Origin of the sequence: Terriglobus saanensis SP1PR4, from assembly GCF_000179915.2 — a bacterium.
In the GTDB taxonomy this organism is placed as follows: domain Bacteria; phylum Acidobacteriota; class Terriglobia; order Terriglobales; family Acidobacteriaceae; genus Terriglobus; species Terriglobus saanensis.
In genome coordinates this window covers 165,042-185,141 of record NC_014963.1, presented here as the reverse complement: position 1 = coordinate 185,141, position 20,100 = coordinate 165,042, and the positions used below count along the sequence as shown (strand labels likewise).

The following is a 20,100-nucleotide window of genomic DNA, read 5'->3' as shown; positions in this document are numbered from 1 at the left end:
CTGCTTGCTCCCTGCGTTGGTTATTGAACGGTCAGTGTGATCGTGGCCGTATGTTGTAAAGTCGTGGCGCCTGTCATGGATGCTGTCACGGTAATGGTGTAGGTCTTCGGGGAGTTTCCAAAGAAGCCTCCACTACCACATCCACTCAGCCCCAACATCACCATGCCGGCGATTACCACGAGAAGCGTCCTCGGCATACGGGCAAGGCTTGCGCGAATGCGTCTGCCCCCCAGCAGAGGAAGAAGAAAGACGGCACTCAGCGGAAGAAGCGGTATCTGTGAAGGCAATGCCGATCGACGGTTTACAGCCTGTAATCCGGCGGTCTGGATCGATAAGCCCACCGCAGTCGTCAAGCTGCCAGCGGGAATCGTAGCAGGCGTAAAGGTTGCGGCCGCACCTGGCGGCAGGCCAGAGGCTGTAAAGGTAATCGCTCCGGGAGTACCACCACTCTGCACCGCGAAGTTATAACTTGCGACCTCACCAGGATTGACTGTTTGCGTGGACGTCCCATTAATCACAAGAGTGAAATCAGTAACCGACTCGATCACAGCCGGCGAAGTACTGGCGGCGAAGTTTGTATCGCCACTGTAGACAGCGGTGAGGCTATGCGTTCCGACCGCCAACGCGCTTGAGGTATAGGTTGCAGAGCCGGTGGAGCTAATAACAACTGTGGCCAGAAAAGTCGTGCCGTCTAAGAAGCTGAGAGTGCCCGTGGGTGTGCCTGTTGTAGAAGATGCCACGACGCCTGTAAACGTCACCGGCGAACCGAAGAACGGCGCGATGTTGGAGGAAGTAAGTGTGACCGTGCTCGCGGTTTTACCAATAATGACATTGCCCGAGTTTGCCGTGAGCGTCACCTTGTAATTCGCGGCCGAGGTTCCGGCAAGCGTCACCGTGATGGGATATGAACCGAACGGCGAGGTAGAAGTTGCCGTCGTTGCAAAGACGGCGGTGACGTTCCCGGTGTCCTGGGGAAGCACGCCGGTGAGCGTTCCCGTAAGTGTCGGAATCGCCTGCCCGAACGGCACTGATACGCCATTCGCCGTTGCTGTAATTGGCAGCACATCGACGGTGAGTACAAAAACGCCGCTGGTGATCGCCGCGTTCTGTCCGTCGCCCCCGTAACTGAGCACGAGGCGATGCATTCCTGCAGAGAGTGTCGAACTGCTGAGCGTGGCCGTGTTCGCACTCAGGGTCGCCGAGCCAACAACGGTTGAACCGGAGGTGATGTCCAGCAGATTGACTTGGCCCGTGGCCGTTAGACCATAGTTGCTGAAGGTAGACATCAGCGAACCGCTACCGTAGACAACCGAAGCAGGTCCGCTCAGCGTAAGGCTCTCCCCACTAACAAGACTGATGCCCGCGATCGTATAGATCAACCCATTGAGACCGACTTCACGAATGATGTCGTTGTGCGTATCGGATAAATCAAAGATACCGAGAGCGCGCACTGCAGTCGCGCGCGGAGTATCCAGCGTCGCGTCCAGCGCAGACCCGCCATCGCCTCCATCTCCCTGTGAACCGTTCCCCGCAACCGTTGTAATAATGCCTGTCGTAGCGATGAGGCGGATGCGGTTGTTGTCGCTATCGGCAAAATAGATATTGCCCAATGCATCGACACTCAACCCGCGCGGACGAGCAAGAGACGCAGCCACTGCACTGCCTCCATCTCCCGCATAGGCCCTACTGCCATTACCCGCGATGGTGGAGATGGTTCCCTCGGCACTTACGACACGAATGCGTTGATTGTGTGTGTCCGCGATGTAGAGATTGCCTGTAGCATCCACCGCAACGCCATCGGGCGAATCAAGCCACGCCGCCGTCGCCGGGCCACCGTCGCCGGCGAAGCCTTGCTCGCCACTGCCCGCAACCGTGGTGATGGTCGTTCCGCTGATCTTGCGAATGCGGTGGTTGTCGGTATCTGCAACATAAAGGTTGCCGCCTGTATCCACAGCAAGACCAGTGGGATGGCTCAGCGTTGCCAACACGGCAGCGCCACCATCGCCGGAAAAGCCTGCAACGCCGGTACCAGCAATCGTTGCGATCGTGCCACCACTCACCCTGCGAATGCGCTGGTTGTGACTATCGGAGATGTAGAGGTTGCCAACTCTATCGACGGCAACACCAACAGGCGAATCGAGCCAGGCACTCGTGGCCGACCCTCCGTCCCCTGCAAAGCCCTGCTCTCCGGTTCCCGCAACCGTTGTAATAATGCCCGCAGCGCTAACCTTGCGGACCACATGGTTATTCAAATCCGCGAAGTACATATTGCCAGAAGCATCGTAAGCAATACCCGCTGGAGAGGCGAGCGGAGCGGTCGTCGCCTCAACATTACTCACTGGCGTGGTCTGCGCCTGCATCGCAAGACACGCGACCATCGCACAGAACGCGACCACCAGGTACACGAAGCCGGTTATTCTTCGACCGAATTTCCAAGGCGGCGGGTTCAGACTTTTTTGCGCATCTTCTGCTTTTTTTCGCCTTAGCATAAGGCTCTTTTTGTGATGCGCCCGTGCGATGTTTCCTGCGAACCACCGGTCCAAACCATCTGCTTGCGGAACGGATCTTCGCCCGTTAGGACGAACCCTAGTCGCAGATAAAGCCTTTCAGCCACACTTCCTTTTAAAACCTGTAGTCTCAGTTCTTCTCCACGGCTCATACACTCCTGCAGCAGAGCATGAAGAAGCTTTGTGCCAAACCCCCGCCGCTGCTGCTTACGAAGCAGGGCAATATCGATCAGGCGCATTCCCTCTGTGCTGCGTTCGACCAGGATTCGCCCGATCGGCGACCCGCATTCCAGATGAATGATCTGGTCCGAAGCTGTGGGATAGTGAGCCGCGTAACTGAGCTGCCGGGCCCGAAATTGAATTTGCAAAAAAACTTCGCACTGCAATGCGTCCAGGCCCGAAGACTCTAACTCAGCGGTTCGCTGCTCTGCGTAAAGCCTCTGCAGAAACTCCTCGTCGGCACTTTCTGCCTGTCTGAGATAGAGGCTTGTTACACGAACTGGAGTAGCAGTGGCCATATATTTTTAAATCAAAGAAGTGATGTGCCGGTGCTTGCACTCCGACACACCTCAGGCTAACCCCGCGAAGGAAAGATCCCCTGCAGCGCAATAATGAAGTTGATACATAAATAAGGCTGAATATTATTGTGGGGAAGACTACTACCGGCCATGGAAATCGCCGTCGGTGCCAAGGTCCCCGTCGCTGCAGAAGAGACATAGTCAGAAATCAAAACGGGTGATCTGTCCGTTCCGGAGTTTCCCTGGGCCAAAATCCCCCCCGTCGGATCCGACAGCGATCCCGCAAGATTACTGACGCCCATCAAATGATTATGTTGGGGCATTTCGGGAAGCTGGAGGGATACCTGCTCGTTCCCCGCAAGCTGCCCAATAACATAGCCGCTTAATCCAGCTCCATTGCCTTGATGGATGGGCACACGGCCCTGGAGGTTTGGCAAAGCAAAGGTCGTTCGGCCGTCTCCCCCATACGTAGTTCCTAGCAAGGAAAATAAAGCAGTGTTTTGACTAATGGACATCAATTGTCCATTACAAAGTGCCCACCCGCTGGCTGCAAAGTTCCAGCCGACCATCCGTATTTCTCCAAGATATGGATCTGCCATACTTACATTCCTTTCGTAATGAATCTATCTACAGCGACACTTCTTGCGCATCGAGCGCGTTATTGACAGGTAAGCTTCACACTCACTTTGTTGAAGGGCGAGCCGTTAGTCTGCGAATAACCAAGAGAGATCGCATCTCCGGTAACTACGGCGAAGGTATCTGTCGTATCGGAACAACCTGATCCATTGTTATTGGTAGTGACCGAACAGGTCATGGCTGTCGGCGACCCATTTTTGTAGACCACAATCGTTTCGGTATCTGCGCCTGCAGTAAAGTAGTTGTTTGCACCGACACTGAGTGCGGACATGGTGCATGAGATCGGCATCGCGACAAAGTTATTCGTTGTGGCTCCGGAGATAGTGGTTTGCGTAGTGGCAATGCCGACTGTAGAGGACGGCGATTGAAAATACATCGTCGTGGCCGTGGGGTTTACGAATGTGGAGGTGAACGAGACGGAAGTGATGCCGCTTCCATTCGCCCCTGTTGCGCCAGTCGATCCGGTCGCACCCGCTGGCCCTGCGGGGCCCGTCACTCCGGCAAGTCCAGTGGCTCCGGTAGCTCCGGTGGCACCCGCTTGTGCGAGCAAGGACCACTTCGTATTGCTGATATTTGGCTGGAAGCCCAAGTTGCTTGCCGCCAGGGAGATATAACTCGACCCGTTATAGAAGACCGCATCGCCTATCGCATAAGTCGTTGCGTTCGACCAGACACCCTGGAAGCTGACCGGCGGTCCCTGTGAACCGGTTGGGCCTGTAACTCCAGTAGGACCTGTTACGCCTGTGGGACCGATCAATCCCTGGGGACCGGTCGCTCCGATTGGACCAGTGGGTCCAGTAGCCCCCGTGAATCCTGTGGCGCCCTGTAGTCCAATGGGTCCAGTAGCGCCAGTGGCACCCGTAGCACCCGTGGAACCAGTCACCCCCTGCGCCCCGGTGTTACCGGTAGCTCCAGTCGATCCGGTAATACCTTGAATGCCCTGAATTCCTTGCGGACCAGTCGACCCTATCGGACCTGTCGCCCCTTGCAGACCGATCGGCCCAATGGCGCCAGTGGGTCCCGTGACGCCTTGAATACCCTGAACTCCCATGTTTCCTTGCTGCGCCAGCAGAGACCATTGCACCGTGCTGACATCCGGTTGAAAGTTTGTATTGCCACTTACAAGCGAGATATAACTCGACCCGTTGAAAAACACAGTATCGCCAATGGCATAAGTACTCGCGTTGGACCAGACCCCCAGGAAATTAATCGGCGGTCCTTGTGCTCCGGTGGGACCCGTCGAACCCGTAGCACCAGCTAGCCCGGTAGCACCCGCCACTCCTGTCGTACCCGTCGATCCCGTGACGCCCTGGATTCCTTGTGCTCCCGTAGCGCCAGTAGCTCCTGTTGCACCGGTTGCTCCCTGCGAGCCGGTTGCGCCTACAGGGCCGACCACTCCCTGCGGGCCCGTGGCGCCTATGGGGCCAATCGCTCCTTGAGGACCCGGTGCACCTGCAGGCCCGATTGGCCCTTGAACTCCAGGTGCGCCCGCGGTACCGGGTGCACCTGCCACACCGGGCACTCCTTGAATGCCTTGGGGACCCTGAATGCCTTGAGGTCCTTGGCTGGCCAACGTCACATCCAGCCGTGCCGTATGCGAAGTCTCATCGTTCTCCTTGCTGTCGAAGAGAGCGACAGCAGCGGCAGACTGAAGTCCAAATCCAATACTCGCCGCGGGCAGAGCCAGCGCCGCCTGCACCTGCGCAGTCACATCCACGGAAACATACTCTTCCGGAGTCGACACCGAAATGCTACCAAAGGGGCTACCCATCGCAGGTGCTGTCGTGAAGTCTATGGTGTCCTCGTTCAGGGCTCCTATCACAGGAGAGACCGACACCGAACCCGCTGTGTACACGCGATTCACAAAGAGCGTCAACGTCGCGCGTGTCACCTGGCTTGAAAGCGTCCCCGCGGGCAACGAGGATAGATCGAACTGCAGATAAGTGGAATTGCCCGCTCCGACATATAGGTTCGTGAGCGTGCCATAGCGGGTGCTTGCATGCGCGGCATTCACGTGCGCGTCACCGTCGAGACGCACATCCACCGCGAGCGCTTGCTGAGCGCTGAGAATCACGCCGAGGCAAAGAGACAAACGAGCGAATCCAAGTGACTTCAAGGCGCACACTCCTTAGGAACACGACCGGACGCAGATTCTCATAGACCTCTGGAGAGGGCCCGGAGCTACGATCGCGGTTTTATTACCGGAGAAAAGCGATTCAGGTAAATCCTTGCGCGACAACCTGCGGAGGTCACTGCGCCATGAAGAAGTAGTTCAGTAGTGGTGACAAGTTATGCGCGGATAACTTGCAAAAGCAAGAGAGGCTGATTAGTTTTTCAATTAACTTCATAACATCACAATAAAAATTGCAGTAAGTTCAACCTTAATTGGTTGGAATAAACGTAAGACAGAGTACGCGAACTTGGCTGTAGTCAAAGGACGCAATTTTGTCATGGCCTGGGAAAATCTGGAATGAAATGGGCGACCTGCCAATCTCAAAACCGGACGCTCACATTTGTGAATCACTTGCCGAGGGAGGCCATCTATAACTGCAAACCTCCGGAGGCTCCATGCTGAAGCTGTGCCGCAACGTCGCCCTTGTATTCGCCTTCCTGCCCGTCATTAGCTTTGCTCAGACAGCCTCAACACCAACAGCGGTCTCGGCACCCACGACGCACATTCTGGCGATAGGTCACGTCCCCAGTCCTCTTACACCGGAGCAACGTAAAACTATCCTGCCGTAGGAGGTGAAGGACACCCTCAGCTTGATTCTGGCCGGGAAGATCGACCAGAGCTGGTTTCGGAAAGATGGACAAGGGCCGATCTTTCTCCTGAACGTGACGTCCGTCGAAGAAGCACATGCCCTGCTCGAAAAGCTTCCTCTCGGCCAGGCAAAGCTTATGGAGTTCGACCTGATACCCGTCGGCCCACTGGCTCCCCTGCGGCTTCTTCTGACAGACAAACCCAACCAAAAGAACCGTCAAGTACCGGTTCGGGAATAACGTATTCCATTGGGTACCGCGTGGAACGTTTGAAGAACAGACACCGCCGCCTGCCATGATATTTTGACAGCTCCGGGACAGAGTTCTTGAAAACCCAGCAGCCGAATTTATCCAGATTTCCCCAGCACTTTTGTGCCCCATTCTTTCGCCGCTTTATGGCGAAAGAATGGGGTCGCGCAGAGCGCACAAACATATTTCGATGGAGATTCGCCACAGCTCTCCTCATTCTCACCACCCTGCTCCCCGCCCAATCCCCTCACAAAAGATTTCTCCAACCCCGAACCCTCGGCCAACAAAACATCGCTGAACATCTCGTCAAAGCCCGCGCCACGCAAACCGCGATGCTTACCACAACGCCTCTCTCAACACCGTGGCAACCCGCTGGCCCCAACCAGATCAACACAACCCTCTACGGCAACGTCACCGGTCGCATCACTTCCATTGCCATCGATCCAGCAGATTCCTTAGGCAATGCCGTCTACCTCGGCACCACAGGTGGCGGTGTCTGGAAGAGCTCCAACGCCACTTCTGCGAATCCCTCCTTCGCTCCGCTGACCGATACGCTCCCGGTCTTCAGCGCCAACAGCGGCACCTCCGTCATCCCCTCTCTCAGTATCGGAGCCGTCAGCGTGCAGCCGGGCGGTACAGGCGTCGTTCTCGCAGGTACAGGCGACTCCAACGACGCCTCGGACTCCTTCTATGGCGAAGGCATCCTGCGCTCCGCGGACAACGGACTTACCTGGACCATCGCGCAACGCTCGAACGACGGAACGGCAGGCAGACACCTCTTCCTTGGCGAAGGCATTGCAGGCTTCGCCTGGAGTACGCTCTCGCCGCAGCTCGTCGTCGCTGCAGTCAGCCAGGCGGCAGAAGGGACGCTCGTCGGCGCCAGCCAATTGGGCGCGAGCACACGCGGTCTCTTCTACTCCACCGACGCCGGTATGACCTGGCAGATGGGCACGATCGCCGATGGCACTTCCGTCGTTCAATCGCCTACGACCGACTTCTCCAACTACGAAGGCAATGCCGTCACCGCAGTCGTCTACAACCCCATCCGCCAGAAGTTCTACGCTGCCGTCCGCTTCCACGGGTACTACGAAAGCGCGGACGGACGCACATGGACACGTCTCGCAACGCAGCCCGGCGCAGGCCTGACGCTCGCCAACTGTCCCACGCTTGCAGGCGCGCCCGGTGCACAGAGCTGCCCGCTCTTTCGCGGAGCGCTCGCCGTGCAGCCTGTCACTGGCGATCTCTTCGCGCTTACCGTAGACGTCAACAATCTCGACCAGGGACTCTGGCAGGATGCCTGCGCCTTCAACGGTTCGACTTGTCTCTCGAACACGGTCGCATGGACGCATCCACTCAACGCAGCGCCGCTGGAGAGCAACGGAGCCATTCCACAGGCGGACTACAACCTCGTCCTGGCCGCTGTCCCAACCACAGCTGCAGGAGTTGCCGACACAGTCCTCTTCGCCGGAACTGAGGAGATCTTCCGCTGCTCTCTCGCCAGTGGTTGCAACCTGCGCAATACCACCAATGCCACCACAGGCTGCGCGGCCCCGGCGAAGGTCGCCCCCGCACAGCATGCCATCGCCGCTGGCAACGGCGGTCTGATCTTCTTCGGCAACGATGGAGGTCTGTGGCGCTCGACCGATCTCGTCGCACAGAACGGCCCCGCATGCTCAGCAGACGATGCCACGCACTTTCAAAATCTCAACGGCGGCCTCGGTTCCCTTGCAGAGATCACCAGCCTCGCCACGCATCCCACAGAAGCAGACACGATGCTCGCGGGCGTCGGCGTACTCGGCAGTGCCTCTACTTCCAGTGCATCGTCGCTCTCACCGTGGCAACAACTCGGCACAGGCGAGAGCGGTTCTGTAGCCATCGATCAAACTGACCCGCGCAACAGGTTCCTTCAGTCAGGGAGTGGCGTCTCGATCTTTCATTGCAGTAACGGAGCCGCATGCACGGCTGCGGACTTTACCGGTTTACCGCAGATCGGTGCTTCTCAAACCAGCGAAGACATCTCTCTCGTCAATGCTCCTTTTCTCCTCGACCCCGCACTCAACACCAACCTGATCACCGGGACCTGCAGAGTATGGCGCGGCCCCGCAATGGGCGGCTCGCTCTGGAGTACCTCCAGCCTCCTCAGCGCTCCTCTCAGCGGCTCTTCCAGCGATGCGTGTACCGCAACGGACGCGCTCATCCGCTCTCTTGTCGCAGGCGGACCGGTCGCCGCAAGCTCCATTCCTCAGAATGCGGGTTCGACGGTGCTTTACGCAGGAATGGCGGGAACGTTCGATGGCGGCGGCTTTGCAGGCGGACACTTCTACGCCACCCTCAACGCACAGACGAACTCCGGCAGTTCGGTCTGGATGGACCGTACCGCGAATACCGTTTCAAACGATCCCCTCCACGCAAACTTGTTCAACCCCGGCGGCTTCGATCTCTCCAGCATCTTCGTCGACCCGCATGACGGGTCTGGAAACACGGTCTATGTCACCGTGATGGGCTTCGGTTTTCCGCACCTTTATCGTTCTACAGATGCGGGCGCGACCTGGCTCAACCTCTCCGGCAACCTGCCCAACGCTCCCGCGAACGCAGTCGTCGTCGACCCCAACGACGCTTCCACCGTGTACGTGGCGATGGACACCGGCGTCTATGTCACCACGGAGGTCGACATCTGCGCCACCGCGAACTGCTGGAGCGTCTACGGAACCGGCCTTCCCAACGCGCCCGTCACCCAACTCAATGTGCAGGCAGCTGTCAGCATTCCCGGAGGCGCGCAGGCTGGCGCCTTGCGCGCGGGAACTTATGGCCGCGGTATCTGGCAGGTCCCTCTCGTCACTGCGGGCGCGCTGCCCGCTGCCGTTCTTCAGGTCAGACCGGACTCTCTCACCTTCGCCTCGCAGCCCGTTGGAACTACCAGCTCCGCACAAACGGTCACCGTCAGCAACGCCGGTTCGGCTCCCTTAAATCTTCTTGCGATCGTAATCACAGGCGACTTCACGAAGGCCGGGACCTGCACCGCCCAACCAATCCTGCCTCCAGGAGCCTCATGCACAGTGGAAGTATTCTTCACACCCACCAGCACAGGCACACGCACCGGCACACTTACGATCACGAGTGATGCAGGTACAAAGACGGTCGCGCTCTCCGGCAACGCTCCCGGACCGACCGCGTTGATCCTCACGCCCACCACCCTCGCCTTCTCTAGCACTCCCATCGGCACAGCCGCCGTGCCCAAGAACATCACCGTCTCCAACACAGGCACGGCCAACGCGACACTTGGCACAGCCAGCATCACAGGAGACTTCGTCCTCTCCGCCAACACCTGCGGCAGCACCCTTCCCCCACAAGCAGGTTGCACGCTCTCCATCACCTTCAAGCCCACGGCCAGCGGAGCACGCAGCGGAACACTCACCCTCTCCTCCGACTCCGGCATTCACACCGCATCCCTCACCGGCGTCGGCACAAGCGCGGCAACGGACATACTCTCGCCCACAGCACTCAACTTCCCGAACACTGTCGCCACAACTACCTCCTCCGCGCAGACCGTCACCCTGACCAACAACGGGGACATCGCTCTCACGCTCATCGCCACCAGCATCACCAGCGGAGACTTCACCGTCACCAGCCTGCGGCAACTCGCTCTCCGCGCACTCCAGTTGTTCCATGCAGACCTTCTTCGTACCCCAGTCCGTCGGTCCGCAGACAGGCCTGCTTACGGTCACCGATGTCTTCGGCACGCAGACAGTCACTCTTGCGGGAACGGGAGAGGCCCCGCCGGGCATCTCTCTCCTTCCGCTCTCGCTCAACTTCGGAGCCACGGGCGTAGGCAACGCCAGCACACCGCAAACCGTGACACTGACAAATAACGGCTCTTCGCCGCTCGTCATCTCCAGCGTTGCGCTGTCCAATGACTTCGGCACCGTCGTTGGAACCAACACCTGCTCGACCTCTGCACCGATTGCCGTGGGTCAGGCCTGCACCATGCAGGTATCCTTCGCGCCCAGGCTCTCCGGCGCGCGTCTGGGAACGCTCTCGGTCGCGAGCAACGCTCCAAACTCACCCTTGGTTACCCATCTCGCAGGCACGGGAGTCGACTTCACATGGGCCGCCACCGCTGCCACCACCGCGACCCTCTCCAGCGGTCAGAGCGCAGCCTTTCCGTTTCTCCTCACACCCTCTACTTTGATGGCGCAGCCAGTCGCCTTCGCCTGCACGGGCGCTCCTGCAAATGCCAAATGCACCGTCACACCCTCTACTGCAGATCTCAGTGCGATCACTACTGTTACAGCAACAATCCTCACCGGCACAACAACGGCACACGTTCCCGGACGAACTCCGTTCTGGCTCGCCCTGCTTCTGCTCCCCGCAGCCTTCCTCCGACGCCGGAGGCAAATCGCGATTGCCTACTTCGCACTCATCCTCGTAACAGGCTGCGGTCTGGGCCGCAAGATTCCAGGGGACGGCTCCAACCCCGGCTCAGGCACCGGAGGCACGCCAACCTCCAGTGGGACTTATCCCATCACCGTAAGTGCCACCAGCGCCGGTCTCACCAAGTCCGTCATCCTGACGCTCACCGTCCAATAAAGTTCGAGCTAAACCGCCCGCCCCGCCGCCGCTCCCGAAGCCCATGCCCACTGAAAATTAAATCCGCCCAGATGCCCCGTCACATCAACAGCCTCACCGATGAAGTACAGCCCCGGCATCTTCTTCACGCCCATCGTGGTCGAATCCAGCTCTGCTGTCGAAACGCCGCCCGCCGTCACCTCGGCCTTGGCATAGCCTTCTGTCCCGGCAGGCACCACCGTCCACCTATGCAGCGCCTCTTCCAGACCCTTCACCTGCGGGTTCTTCCACTGCTCCGGCGTATTCAACCGCATCCACCGCGTCGCGAAGCGCTGCGGCAGCGTGGTTTCCTTCAGGTAGTACGCCATCGCCTCCGCCGTCCGGATCGCGTCCGGCGCGAGCATCAGGTCGAAGACCACCTGCCCCGGCGCAAGGTCGAAGACCACCGGTTTGCCCGGCTTCCAGTAGCTCGAAATCTGCAAGACCGCTGGCCCCGAAACTCCCTTATGGGTCAGCAGCAGCTTCTCGCGAAACGTCACCTCCGGCTTTCGCGCCGGATGGTACGGCGACCCCGGCGTCGAAGCCACCACATCCGCCGAAAGCCCCGTCAGGTCGCACCACTTCTCCTCATCCGCTGGAGAAAAGACCAGGGGCACAAGGGCCGGTCGCGTCTCCACGATCTCCAACTCAAACGCACGCGCGATCTCATAACCAATACCGGTCGCGCCCATTTTGGGAATGGACAACCCACCCGTCGCCACGACCACGTTCTTCGCAGAGACCGTTCCATCGTGCGTTGTCACGGTGAATCCCTCATCGTTTCGCTCGACTCCACGAACGCCCGTCTTCAGCTTCAGTTCCACTCCAGCCCCAGACGCCTCCGCCAGCAGCATCGTCACAATGTCCTGGGCCGCGCGGTCGCAGAAAAGCTGTCCCAGCGTCTTCTCGTGATACGGAATCGCGTGCTTCTCTACCAGGGCAATGAACTCCTGCGGCGTATAGCGCGAAAGCGCCGACTTCGCAAAATGCGGGTTCTCCGAAAGGAAGTTTGCCGGGGTCGTATGCAGGTTCGTAAAGTTGCACCGTCCGCCACCGGAGATCAGGATCTTCTTGCCCGCGCGTTCGGCATGGTCGACCAGAACAACACTCTTACCGCGCTTGCCCGCTTCGATCGCGGCCATCAGGCCTGCGGCACCCGCGCCCAGTACCGCTACGTCGTACTGTTTGGTGCTCTGTGAATATTCGTCTGCCATAGACCCTTATTCTATGGGGATGGCCACACGCAGCCTCACCACCGAAGCCGGATACATCAACTCCAAACGCCAGAAGGTTCTCCGCCGCGTCGCCTGGATGGACGCTGGCCGCGACGGACAGTACGTCTACCACCTGCAATGCCAACGCCCCAGCTGCCTCTTTGAGTACGGCTCGGACGGCATCTCCATCCACCAGCGCAAGTGCCCCCGCTGCGACGACGGAAAGACCGGCCTCCCCGTTCCTCCCCAGACCGTAGGCCTGTTTGGATGAGGCAAGACATTATGCCTTATCACTCTATGGCATAATGCAAGAAGAGGTGAAGCATGGCGACTGTGCCGTTTGCCGAATCGATTGGTCTTGGCTCCGGATCGGAGTTCGATCTGGCGACCGCCGTGGAACATGGCGCGTCGACGGCCTCCATCGACAGCCTTCGCCAACTCGGCCTCACCTTCTCCGAAGTCGCTTCCATCGTCATCTCGCCCCGCAGCTTGAAGCATCGCGAGGCGAGCGGCGGCCTCCTCACCCTGGAACAGACGGACCGGGTTCTTCGCGTCGGCAGGATCCTCGAGATGGCCACCCGCATCTTCGACAACGCTGAAAAAGCCCTCCGCTGGCTCCGCATGCCGGATGACCGCCTGCAGAGCCGTGCCCCTCTCCAGATGCTGGTGACAGAAGCTGGTGGGCGGCTGGTCGAAAAAATGCTCTGGCAGATCGACGAAGGCATCTACACCTGATCGATGGTGGATATCCTCTGGCGCATCAGCAACTACGACACACTCGACGGCCTCGGCGGAGAACGAGCCGACGGACGCTGGCACACCGCCGAGCGCGGCAAACGAATCGCCTATCTAGCTGAATCGCCAGCACTTGCCATCCTGGAAACGCTCGTCAACCTGAAAGGCTCAGCCGACCTTTTGCCCGACACCTTCCAGCTTCTCGAGATTGTGATGGAAAGAGAGATCGCCATAGGGGAAGCCCCAAAGTTGGCCTCAGGATGGGAAAGCGCCCTGACACGAACCCAGGCTATCGGAGACAAATGGCTGCTTGGGCGAGAGTCCGCGCTTCTTAAAGTGCCTGCCGCCGTCGCGCCCTACTCCTTTAATTATCTTCTCAATCCGCTGGCGCCCGATGCAGGCCATCTCAAGGTCAGAAGAGCCGAAAGAGTCGCCTATGACCGGCGACTCTTCCGTCTGCTCTCCAGATAACTCCCACAAAACAGGTCTATTTCGGCGGGGCGGGGGTGCCTGCTTCGGAGGGGCCCGCCTCAGGCTGGGTGGGCGTATTCTTGCCGTGCTCCGGGTCGTAGTCGTGCTTAGTCATCCACTCTTTAAAGTTACCCACCGGCATGGAGACCAGCCGTCCACCGCTCCGCATGGCGTAGGCGAAGTCTTTGACATCGGTTTTCAGGTTGCAGGTAAAGAAAGAGCCCGTTTTGCCGAAAACAGGGAGAAGAACAGTAATCTCTTTGCCTGGCTTATGCCACTTCGCCGGATAGGTTTCATAACCGAAGGAAGGTTTCAGCTTTTCCGAGCATTCGAAGGAGAAATCGACGCCCTTGGCTTCGCCGCCTTCGTACAAGTCCCCTCTTCCCTCTCCTTTAGCCTCTTCGGCTGAACGATTGTGATAAAAGGTGGTCTCATTCCGGCTAAAGATATGGAAACGAAGGGGGTAATCAGCTGGGTTCTTGCTCTCGGCAAGAAGCGAGGAGACACTTAGCAGAAGAACGGCGCAAACTGACGCAAATCGAACCATGAGAGAAACGCTCCTGATGCCGAAATCCTAGCGTGGTTTTCATTGGACGTAAACAGATTTTCAGCACTTACAACCAGCCACTAAGGCATACCCATTGAATCCTTTTCTGGGCGTAGGCCGTCTATGTAAAAGATGGTATTCTATGTCAAGTTGGGGAATTGCGCCTCGATGGTACCAACACTTTAGTGTGGTGACCTGCCGCCGCGATCCAAGAATCGCACATTGATTCCCCGGCTCAAACGAAAAAGTACCAACCCAGGGAGAAGTGTACCCGCGCCCGTCGCTTTTGCGCCTGCACTCAGGATTCCCGAAATATTTTTTAAGAAATGTGAGGCCCGCACGTGGCTGAAGAGATTGAGAAGTACGAAGAAGACGTAGACCGCATCGTCGATACCGGCAAGGAAAAGGGATACCTTACCTACGGCGAGGTCAACGACCTTCTGCCCGGTGATATCACCACGCCGGATGACCTCGACGACCTGTTGACCACCATCAATACGCAGGGTATCGATGTCCTCGGCGGCGAAGACAAGTTCGACGCGCGCGACAAGTACGAAGAGCAGGAAGAGTCTGACGACGTAGAACTCGATCTGACGCCCGGTCAGCTGGAAAAGACCAACGACCCCGTCCGCATGTACCTCCGCGAGATGGGCACCGTTCCCCTGCTTACCCGCGAGGGTGAAGTCGAAATCGCCAAGCGCATCGAGCGCGGCCAGCTCCGCGTCATGAAGGCGATCTCGCGCTCCTCGATCGTCATCCGCGAGATCATGGGCCTCGGCGAAGACCTGAAGCGTGGTGTTCGGAACGTAAAGGAAGTCGTTACCTTCGACGAAGAAGAGTTGACCGAAGAGGTTCTCGCCGCCCGCGTCAAGCAGACCGTCAAGCGCATCGACCTGCTCGTCACGCACTACAAGAAGGCCGAGAGCCTGCAGGACCGCATCACCAACCCCGTCGGTAAAGATGCCAAGGCCAAGGCCAAAGATCTCCGCAAGCACCGCTGGATGGCCGGCCGAGAACTCGTCAAGGTCACACGCATCGTCCGTGAGCTCAAGTACACGAACGGCGAGAAGAAGCGCCTCCTCGACAAGGTCAACAAGACCGTCGACGCGATGCGTACGCTCGAGCGCCAGATCAAGCAGCTCGATGCCAAGTTCGAAGCTTCGAAGTCCGAAGAGCTCAAAAAGGAATACAAGCGCCAGCAGAAGAACTGTAAGGTCGATCTCGATCGCCTGGAAGTCGATGCCGGTCTGACCGTGGAAGATCTCAAGCGTACACAGCGCGAGATGATCCAGGGCGACATGGACGCGGAGAAGGCTAAGCGCGAGCTGATCGAAGCCAACCTTCGTCTCGTCGTCTCCATCGCGAAGAAGTACACCAACCGCGGTCTGCAGTTCCTCGACCTGATTCAAGAGGGCAACATCGGCCTCATGAAGGCCGTGGACAAGTTCGAGTACCGCCGTGGATACAAGTTCTCGACCTACGCCACCTGGTGGATTCGTCAGGCCATCACGCGCGCCATCGCCGATCAGGCACGCACCATCCGTATCCCCGTGCACATGATCGAAACGATCAACAAGCTCATCCGTACTTCGCGTCAGCTGGTGCAGGAGCTTGGCCGCGAAGCCTCCTCGGAAGAGATTGCCCGGCGCATGGATATTCCCGTCGCAAAGGTCCGCAAGGTCCTCAAGATCGCGCAGGAACCCATCTCGCTCGAAACTCCGATCGGTGAAGAGGAAGATTCGCATCTTGGCGACTTCATCGAAGATCGCATGGCCGTCAGCCCGTCCGACGCCGTGATCTCCGTGAACCTGAAGGAGTACACATCGCAGGTGTTGCGTACACTCACGCCGCGCGAAGAGCGCGTCATCAAGATGCGCTTCGGTCTGGAAGACGGCAGCGAACACACGCTGGAAGAGGTCGGTCAGAGCTTCCAGGTCACGCGTGAACGCATCCGCCAGATAGAGGCAAAGGCCCTCCGCAAGTTGCGTCACCCCAGCCGCTCGCGCAAACTGAAGGCGTTCGTCGACGGTGTCCGCGAAATCTAATGGCCCGCAGCAAACAGAATCAAGAAGGGAGCTCCGGCATCATGCCGGGGCTCTTCTCCTTTGCAGAAGAAGAACCCTCATCGCACGAGCCCGATCATCGACTCGCGGATCTCGACGCGCGCCTGCGCGCCATGTATGGTCCACCTACACCACGCATCGTTTGGGATCCACTCACACAACTCATCTATTCTCTTCTTTCGGCCCGCACCAAGACGCCTGAGAGCCATGCCGTCCTCCGCACCCTGCGCGACCGCTACGAAGGTTGGCCGCGCGAAGACGGCATCGTCTGCTGGGACAAACTGCGCGACGCACCTGTCGCCGAGATCGAAGAAAGCATCGCGCTTGCCACCTTTCCTGACAGGAAAGCGCCGCAACTCAAACAAACTTTGGAAGAAATCACCCGCCGCGTAGGCAAGCTCTCGCTCGACTCTCTGGCAACCTACAAGACGGAAAAGATCCGCGCGTGGCTGGAGCAGTTTCCCGGTGTCGGCGTGAAGACCTCCGGCGCAGTAGTGAACTTCTCCTGGCTCCACCGCAAGGCCATCTGCATCGACAGCCACCACCAACGCATCGCCATCCGCCTCGGCCTTGCACCCAAAGGCGCAGACGCGCGTGCAGTCGAAGAGCAACTTATGGCCATCGCACCGGAAGAGTGGACCGCGGAACAAATGGACGAACATCACTCTCTCGTAAAGCTCCACGGCCAGGAGCGCTGTACCTTCCGCGAACCGCGGTGTAGCCGCTGCGCTCTACGCGAAGTCTGTCCAACGGGTGGCGGAACGCAACGCCTTGGAGAACTTGCTCAAGAGAATCAGTAGTAATACTTCGTCTCCGTTGCCCACTTGGAGTTCGGATACTGCGCATGCAGCAGCGTAAACGCGCGCTTGCTCGCGGCCTTCTTCGGTGCTTCATCCTTGGGGAAGCAGCCAAAGTGCGTGGCCCGCACGGCCAGCGCCAGCGCTTCGGCACCATCCTTCTCCTCCGGATGCGCCGTCACCCAGTCGCTTACAACCGTCGCATTCCAGATCGCTCCATTCGATTTCTGCTGCAACGCCTCAAACTCTTTCTTCGCCTGTGCGCGTTGTGTCTCAGTAAGAAACAGCGCTTTGCCCGTACGAGGCAGAATCGTTGAAGCGTCTTCCCCTTGTGTGCGGTCCGTGCTCACCGTGCACCACCAGTTGTCGCGAAACTCATCCATCACGTTGTAGGTCGCCACCCGCTGCACTCCCTGCTCCAAGTAGGGCCGCAGCCCTGGGCTCCGCAGAGAAGCCAGCGCCGCGTGAAACGTGACGTCATTGCCTGCGATTGCCCGTATCTCAGGGGGAAGCAATGCCGAGAAGCGCTTTGCCGCATCTGCATCCTGCAACAGCACTGCGCGCATCCATCCTGCCAGAACAACATCCCTGCGCAGGTGCTCGGGGAGTGCCTGACTGACTGCAGCTTCCAGCCACAACGAAAGCGGCATCTGTTCGTCGAAGATCTCCGCCGCGTCCTGGTCGATCTGGCTCACCGGTGACTTTGCGGAACAGTTCTTACTGCCCACGCATCCTGCATTCATGGCTGACTCTGAAGTGAAGTTCAGGACCTCGCGCGGAGCATCCTGCAGTATCTCTTCCAGTGTTCGCGCCGTCTGCATCCGCAGCGCCAGCAGAGCATTCGTAGAGGCCGCATCGCCCTTCGCGGCTGGCAGCACATGCGTCACCACTTCACGCGCGCCCGTCGGATCTTTCAGCGTCATCAGTCGTGCGCGGTGATACTGCGCCGTCACATATCCCGGCGAACGTTCAGGCACACTGGCTGCGGCGGCAAGCAACTCGGGATCTGCGGAATCAGCGGTCTGCAGCGCCAGAATCAACCAAGGCAGATCGCGGTGCGATTTCCAATGCGCTATCGCCTCTGCATACCCCTTCTTCCCCATCCACTGCACGAGAGGAGCATCGCCCGTCTTCCCCTGGTCCAAAAGAAAGCGAAAGTCGATCAAGTGTTGCCCGAACTCCGCATCGCGCTCCCGTCCACCCAGCGTGAGCGCCAGCTCTCGCACACGCTCCTCCGGTGCCAGCCGTATCTGGATAAAGTTGATCTCCGCCTGCGCTGCATGACGTACCGCTTCCTCTTTTGTTCCGTGCAGAACGGCGATCAGTCGCTCGCGCGCAGCCTGCAAAACGGCCACGTCAAACGTTGCCGCCTTGCCGTTGTAAGGATCGTTGAAAGCCCCTGTCATCGCCGCACGGCGTACCATCGCACGCGCCGCCAGATATTCTCCCCAGTTGCTCCATGGAGATGTCGTATCCTTCGCGATCGCCGCAAAGGCAGCTTCCGCACCGACATAATCTCCCGCATAAAACATCGCCGCCGCCCGCTGATATGTGCGGTCCTGTTGTAGAAGAAGCGGTGCCCCCGCAGCCGCGTCAGGCGGCATCGCACCCTTCGACGAGCAGTTGGAAAACACGGCATCCTGCGCGGCGATCCAATCCTTCAAGGCATCGCTCTTTTCACCCCAAGCGATCCTGCGTTCCGCGAGTGTGGCCACAGCCTTATCAAAGGCCGCATTCGGGCAGTTCAGATGCCGGTATTCCTGTTTCAAGTTCCCTTGCACGAATTGAGCGGAAATCTCCTGGCCGAGGTCTTTCCAGGGCAAAACGTCTACACCGCTTGCCGCGCGCGCCGCCTTCCAGCGATCCACACCGGTAAGTTCCGGCGTGGAAAAGAGAGGAGCTTCGACGTTCTTCCACTGACGTTGCTCCTCTTCGTCCAACCGTCCCCCATTGAGATAACGAAAGGCCACCACCTTTTCGGCGATCCAGTACCCCGGCTGCAGAACTCCCAGTTCACCACGCGCAAATCGCTCAGGCGCATGCGGCTGATACTTCGGCACAAAAACGTCCGGTTCGAAATTTGGTCCGCAGGCCGAAACCACCAGCAAAGGAAAGGCAACAAAACACAGGACCAGCAGCAGTCCAGTACGTCGAGACATCGTCATCGCAGTTCACCCACCGTCTCTCTTAAGTCGTCCTCACGCCATCCACGATCGGGAAAAATATAGACGCGCTGCGCCGCCAGGCCGTGGGGCCACGCCTCGAGGGTCGAAATCCCTACAGACGCGCGGCAGAGCGGATCAGCGTGCGCAGCGTCATAGCGCGCGCCCCGCCGGTGATCCGGTTCCATGCGGAAGAGCATCGGCACCGCCTCGTCCACCGGCAGACCGCCCATCCATCGGTCCGTAGTGCACCAGCTTGCCAGGGCTGTTATCGAAAGCGGCATCCAATGTGGCATCCTCCGCCGCAGCTCCACGAGCAGCTCGCGATACCACCCCTGCTGCGACTTCACCGCATCGAAGTCCACCTGCAAGACACGATCCCCGGGCTGCAGCGCGTTCACGGCATCATCCACCACAGCCTCCACACTCGCTATCGTCAGGGGGATATCTTTGGAATCGATCCGGATCACCGCGATACGCTTCGCGTCGACAGGGAGTACAAGCGTATTTCGCTGTGCCTCCACCACGACGGTATCTCCCGCCAGATGAATCGTCCGTCGCAGGTCGGCCACGGCCGTCGTCCGCGCGTCGACGGAGCGCAGGTCTTCCCTCCGCTGCCACGCCCACACGGTAACGCGCGGCATTCCCGGAAGCACGCTCAGCGCGGGCGCCGTAACGTGCGACTGAACGTTCAACGTAAGCAGGGCCGCGGCAATCAGTGGAAGTCCGCGCAGGAAACGCATCTCTGCGATTCACTCTCAGGCACGCAGCCACTATCGTCAAGCAGGAAAAAAGCCGCGCCTTCCAAGACACGGCTTTCTCTTTCGCTCCAGGAC

Annotated in this window: 17 protein-coding genes; 9 read left to right on the top strand and 8 right to left on the bottom strand. The window is 59.0% G+C overall.

Annotated features, from left to right (window positions below):
• Positions 1-20: 20 nt before the first annotated feature.
• From ACIPR4_RS00845 to ACIPR4_RS23270, 4 genes are all read right to left on the bottom strand, one after another.
• Positions 21-2,378: an NHL domain-containing protein gene (locus tag ACIPR4_RS00845; RefSeq protein WP_049781084.1), complete on the bottom strand. Its 2,358-nt coding sequence runs from the start codon at positions 2,376-2,378 to the stop codon at positions 21-23.
• Between the two features lie 104 nt (positions 2,379-2,482).
• The gene (locus ACIPR4_RS00840; RefSeq protein WP_013566744.1) at positions 2,483-3,025 is read right to left on the bottom strand and encodes a GNAT family N-acetyltransferase; all 543 of its coding nucleotides are present in this window, start codon (positions 3,023-3,025) and stop codon (positions 2,483-2,485) included.
• A 56-nt stretch (positions 3,026-3,081) separates the two neighbouring features.
• Positions 3,082-3,624 (bottom strand): phage tail protein, encoded by a 543-nt coding sequence (locus ACIPR4_RS00835; protein WP_013566743.1) that lies wholly within the window; start codon positions 3,622-3,624, stop codon positions 3,082-3,084.
• A gap of 59 nt (positions 3,625-3,683) precedes the next feature.
• A complete protein-coding gene (locus tag ACIPR4_RS23270; protein ID WP_013566742.1) occupies positions 3,684-5,777 on the bottom strand; it encodes a DNRLRE domain-containing protein in 2,094 nt (697 codons plus the stop codon).
• Between the two features lie 452 nt (positions 5,778-6,229).
• Between ACIPR4_RS23270 and ACIPR4_RS22880 the strand changes: the two genes are divergently transcribed.
• The 4 genes from ACIPR4_RS22880 (at position 6,230) to ACIPR4_RS21330 (ending at position 11,257) form a co-directional block, all read left to right on the top strand.
• Entirely contained in the window at positions 6,230-6,403 is a 174-nt protein-coding gene (locus ACIPR4_RS22880) for a hypothetical protein (RefSeq protein WP_222829253.1), read from the top strand.
• Between the two features lie 3 nt (positions 6,404-6,406).
• Positions 6,407-6,661, top strand: coding sequence for a hypothetical protein (locus ACIPR4_RS00825; protein WP_222829252.1), 255 nt, complete (start codon positions 6,407-6,409; stop codon positions 6,659-6,661).
• Positions 6,662-7,002: 341 nt separating this feature from the next.
• Entirely contained in the window at positions 7,003-10,539 is a 3,537-nt protein-coding gene (locus ACIPR4_RS00815) for a choice-of-anchor D domain-containing protein (protein ID WP_187290230.1), read from the top strand.
• The gene (locus tag ACIPR4_RS21330) at positions 10,523-11,257 is read left to right on the top strand and encodes a DUF1573 domain-containing protein (protein ID WP_013566740.1); all 735 of its coding nucleotides are present in this window, start codon (positions 10,523-10,525) and stop codon (positions 11,255-11,257) included. Before ACIPR4_RS00815 ends, ACIPR4_RS21330 begins: the two co-directional genes overlap by 17 nt.
• An 8-nt stretch (positions 11,258-11,265) precedes the next feature.
• On the opposite strand, the gene ACIPR4_RS00810 is transcribed toward ACIPR4_RS21330, so the two are convergent.
• Positions 11,266-12,489, bottom strand: a complete 1,224-nt coding sequence (locus ACIPR4_RS00810; protein WP_013566739.1) for a BaiN/RdsA family NAD(P)/FAD-dependent oxidoreductase — start codon at positions 12,487-12,489, stop codon at positions 11,266-11,268.
• Positions 12,490-12,508: 19 nt separating this feature from the next.
• Here ACIPR4_RS00810 and ACIPR4_RS00805 point away from each other — a divergent pair, with 19 nt between their 5' ends.
• Genes ACIPR4_RS00805 through ACIPR4_RS00795 form a run of 3 tightly spaced genes read left to right on the top strand, consistent with a single transcriptional unit; the run spans position 12,509 to position 13,695 of the window.
• Positions 12,509-12,760, top strand: a complete 252-nt coding sequence (locus ACIPR4_RS00805) for a hypothetical protein (RefSeq protein ID WP_049780749.1) — start codon at positions 12,509-12,511, stop codon at positions 12,758-12,760.
• A 53-nt stretch (positions 12,761-12,813) separates the two neighbouring features.
• Entirely contained in the window at positions 12,814-13,224 is a 411-nt protein-coding gene (locus tag ACIPR4_RS00800; RefSeq protein ID WP_013566737.1) for an antitoxin Xre/MbcA/ParS toxin-binding domain-containing protein, read from the top strand.
• Between the two features lie 3 nt (positions 13,225-13,227).
• Complete coding sequence (locus tag ACIPR4_RS00795; RefSeq protein ID WP_013566736.1) at positions 13,228-13,695, top strand: RES family NAD+ phosphorylase; 468 nt, start codon at positions 13,228-13,230, stop codon at positions 13,693-13,695.
• Between the two features lie 16 nt (positions 13,696-13,711).
• On the opposite strand, the gene ACIPR4_RS00790 is transcribed toward ACIPR4_RS00795, so the two are convergent.
• Complete coding sequence (locus tag ACIPR4_RS00790; protein WP_187290229.1) at positions 13,712-14,068, bottom strand: hypothetical protein; 357 nt, start codon at positions 14,066-14,068, stop codon at positions 13,712-13,714.
• 515 nt (positions 14,069-14,583) lie between these two features.
• Here ACIPR4_RS00790 and rpoD point away from each other — a divergent pair.
• Together rpoD and ACIPR4_RS00780 are read left to right on the top strand one after the other, a co-directional pair.
• A complete protein-coding gene (gene rpoD / locus ACIPR4_RS00785) occupies positions 14,584-16,287 on the top strand; it encodes an RNA polymerase sigma factor RpoD (protein WP_013566734.1) in 1,704 nt (567 codons plus the stop codon).
• Positions 16,287-17,105 (top strand): endonuclease III domain-containing protein, encoded by an 819-nt coding sequence (locus ACIPR4_RS00780; protein WP_245536414.1) that lies wholly within the window; start codon positions 16,287-16,289, stop codon positions 17,103-17,105. Before rpoD ends, ACIPR4_RS00780 begins: the two co-directional genes overlap by 1 nt.
• Here ACIPR4_RS00780 and ACIPR4_RS00775 read toward each other — a convergent pair.
• Both ACIPR4_RS00775 and ACIPR4_RS00770 read right to left on the bottom strand, forming a co-directional pair.
• Positions 17,099-19,261, bottom strand: coding sequence for a hypothetical protein (locus ACIPR4_RS00775; protein ID WP_041585856.1), 2,163 nt, complete (start codon positions 19,259-19,261; stop codon positions 17,099-17,101). The two genes, ACIPR4_RS00780 and ACIPR4_RS00775, sit on opposite strands and share 7 nt — an antisense overlap.
• Positions 19,262-19,263: 2 nt before the next feature.
• Complete coding sequence (locus ACIPR4_RS00770) at positions 19,264-20,007, bottom strand: DUF3142 domain-containing protein (protein ID WP_013566731.1); 744 nt, start codon at positions 20,005-20,007, stop codon at positions 19,264-19,266.
• Positions 20,008-20,100 lie beyond the last annotated feature (93 nt).